This window comes from Alkalibacterium sp., assembly GCF_046484155.1.
Classification (GTDB): domain Bacteria; phylum Bacillota; class Bacilli; order Lactobacillales; family Carnobacteriaceae_A; genus Alkalibacterium.
In genome coordinates this window covers 1-2,549 of sequence record NZ_JAWOBT010000040.1, presented here as the reverse complement: position 1 = coordinate 2,549, position 2,549 = coordinate 1, and the positions used below count along the sequence as shown (strand labels likewise).

2 protein-coding genes and 1 pseudogene are annotated in these 2,549 nt (G+C 45.7%); all 3 read right to left on the bottom strand.

Annotated features, from left to right (window positions below; genetic code table 11):
- Positions 1-65: 65 nt before the first annotated feature.
- Positions 66-1,148: pseudogene (locus R6U02_RS03305) on the bottom strand (glycoside hydrolase family 3 protein); the annotation flags it as partial.
- 188 nt (positions 1,149-1,336) lie between these two features.
- Positions 1,337-2,122 (bottom strand): alpha/beta hydrolase, encoded by a 786-nt coding sequence (locus R6U02_RS03300; protein ID WP_410262214.1) that lies wholly within the window; start codon positions 2,120-2,122, stop codon positions 1,337-1,339.
- 12 nt (positions 2,123-2,134) lie between these two features.
- A partial coding sequence (locus R6U02_RS03295) for an OsmC family protein (protein WP_410262213.1) occupies positions 2,135-2,549 on the bottom strand: 415 nt, incomplete at its 5' end.

Genomic DNA, 2,549 nt, shown 5'->3' with positions numbered 1-2,549 from the left:
AAAGGGGTCTAGCTCGCGTCCTAAATCCTGACGCCAGTCAATCTTACTGCCATCCTTCCAGCGTTCGCTTTTTCCCGGTGACCTTGTGAAAAGATCAATTCTTTCTCTTTGTCTGCATCGGCTGCCCGATATGGGTTTTCAAATAGGCCCAGTTTATTTTTCAATTTAAGTATTCTCAGTACGGCTTCATCAAGTAACTGTTCAGACACCTTGCCTTCATTGATGAGTTCTTCTAAATATCTGATATAAGTAAATGTCATCATTTCGATATCCAGCGTGGCATTCATCGCTTTCAAAGCCGCTTCTTTCTCATCGGCTGCCACACCATGCGGGATGAGTTCTTTGACAGCACCCCAGTCGGAGATGACGACCCCATCGAAGCCCCATTCTTTTCTTAAAACGTCGTTGAGCAGCCACTTGTTGCCGCTGGACGGAATGCCATCGACCGTATTAAAGGAGGTCATGACCAGCTCTGTTCCCGCATCTATGGCTACTTTATAAGCGGACAGATAGTCCTCGCGCAGCTGACGCTCTGACATGTTGACCGTGTTATAGTCTCTCCCGCCTTCGGGTGCACCATAAGCGGCAAAATGTTTCACACAGGAAGCGATAGCGTATGGATCTGAATAGTTTTCGCCTTGATAACCGTGAACGAACGCCTCTGCGAAACGTTCATTCAGGTGTTTGTCTTCGCCAGTCGTTTCCATCACTCTTCCCCAGCGCGGATCACGCACCAGGTCGACCATCGGTGAAAAAGTCACATGCAAACCGGAAACGGCTGCCTCGATAGCCGATACACGGGCGCTCTCTTTGGCCAAGTCAGTGTTCCAGGTTGCTCCGATGCCTAATGGGATAGGAAAAATCGTTTTGTAGCCATGAACGACGTCAGCCATAAAAAGCAGCGGGATACGCAGGCGACTCTGTTTCAAATAATTGTCCTGAATTTTTTTGTTCGCCGCCGCGCCTGAAGCTCCCAGTATCGAACCGGCTACCGGCACTAATTGTTTGGGGATCCCCATTTCAGCCAAGGGCCCTGTTAATTCAAAATTTTCAAACGCATACGGTTTGCCTATAATTTGAGACAATTGACCGATTTTCTCTTCCACTGTCATCTCAGCTAGTAACTCGACTAATTTATTATCCTGCACGCTATCACTCCTTAAACCTCTGTTGAAACCTTTCTTCTGTCGAAACGTTTCGATAATTGAATTATAAGCATAACCAAATCATTTTGCAAGTGCTTTCTTGAATGTTTTTAAAATAGTTGACCGCTTGTTTTGAGTGACAAAAAAAGACCAGAAGCATTCTTGATTCAAAATGCTTCTGGCCCGGTTATTCAGTTTTTGTAAACCCATTCTATCGCATCTTCGATTATCATTTCCCAAAACTTCCAGTTGTGTTCCCCGGGAGCCTCGACATAATGATGCGCTATTTTCTCTTTTTCCAGCCAGTCATGCAATAAGCTGTTTTCTTCATAAAGAAAGTCTTCTGTCCCGACCGCCAGGAATAAGTCGGGTTTTGTTCCCGCGTTTTCAATGAGTTTATAGACGTCAATGGAATCATCCATGCCAGTAAATGTATCGCTCTGCATGATGGCTCTCAATTTCGTATTTACGGCATTTTCTTCAGACAAATCGTGCACCTGATCGTTCTTGTGCAGGACACTGCTCGATAATCCGATGATTTTGCCGAAAGTTTCATTGTAGACATAGCCGTTTCTTAAGGCACCGTAACCTCCCATGGATAAGCCACCGATAAAGGTGTCTTCACGTCTGGTCGATAGCGGGAATAAGTTGCGCGTGACATTGACGAGCTCTTCCCCGATGAATTTGCCGTAATTCGAGCCATCTGAGTGGTCGACATAAAAGCTGTTTTCACCCGCCGGCATGATCACGGCCAGATTATACTGCTCGGCCAGCTTGACGATGGAGGAGTTGATTATCCAGTCTTCGTGGTTGCCATTCCAGCCGTTCAGCAGATACAATGTTTTGAATCCCTCCGGCTTTGCTTCCGCCTTGGTTTCATAATCGTATAGCGACTTGGTAGATGTTGGAATGATCGCCGCGAATGTTACGTTACGCTTTAATTCTTCTGATTGAAACGTCGTCGTTAGTGTGGCCATGTGGTTGACTCCTTATTTTTTAGGATCTGCGACTTCTTCGCCGTTTAATACAACTTTGTAACTCAAGTCCGCATTCAATGAATTCGCGACGGAACAGTATTTCTCATCACTTAACTTGACTGCGCGCCAGACACGGCTTGCCGGAACGTCTCCGTCTATATTCAAGGTGACGGCAATCGCTTTAAAGTATTTAGGTGCTTCTTCATTTCTATCACCATCTGTATCGATCTCAAAGCGTTCAATTTTATCTGCATACGGTTTTAAAACCATCATGACATCGATGCCCATACATCCTGCCAGTCCGCCTAAGACAGCTTCCATTGGCGAAACACCGTCTCCATTTGGATCCAGATGCATCGTGTTGCCCGTTTTGTTGGTCATCGTGTAGGCCATATCGTTTTCCCATTTTGTTGAAACTTTCATCTGA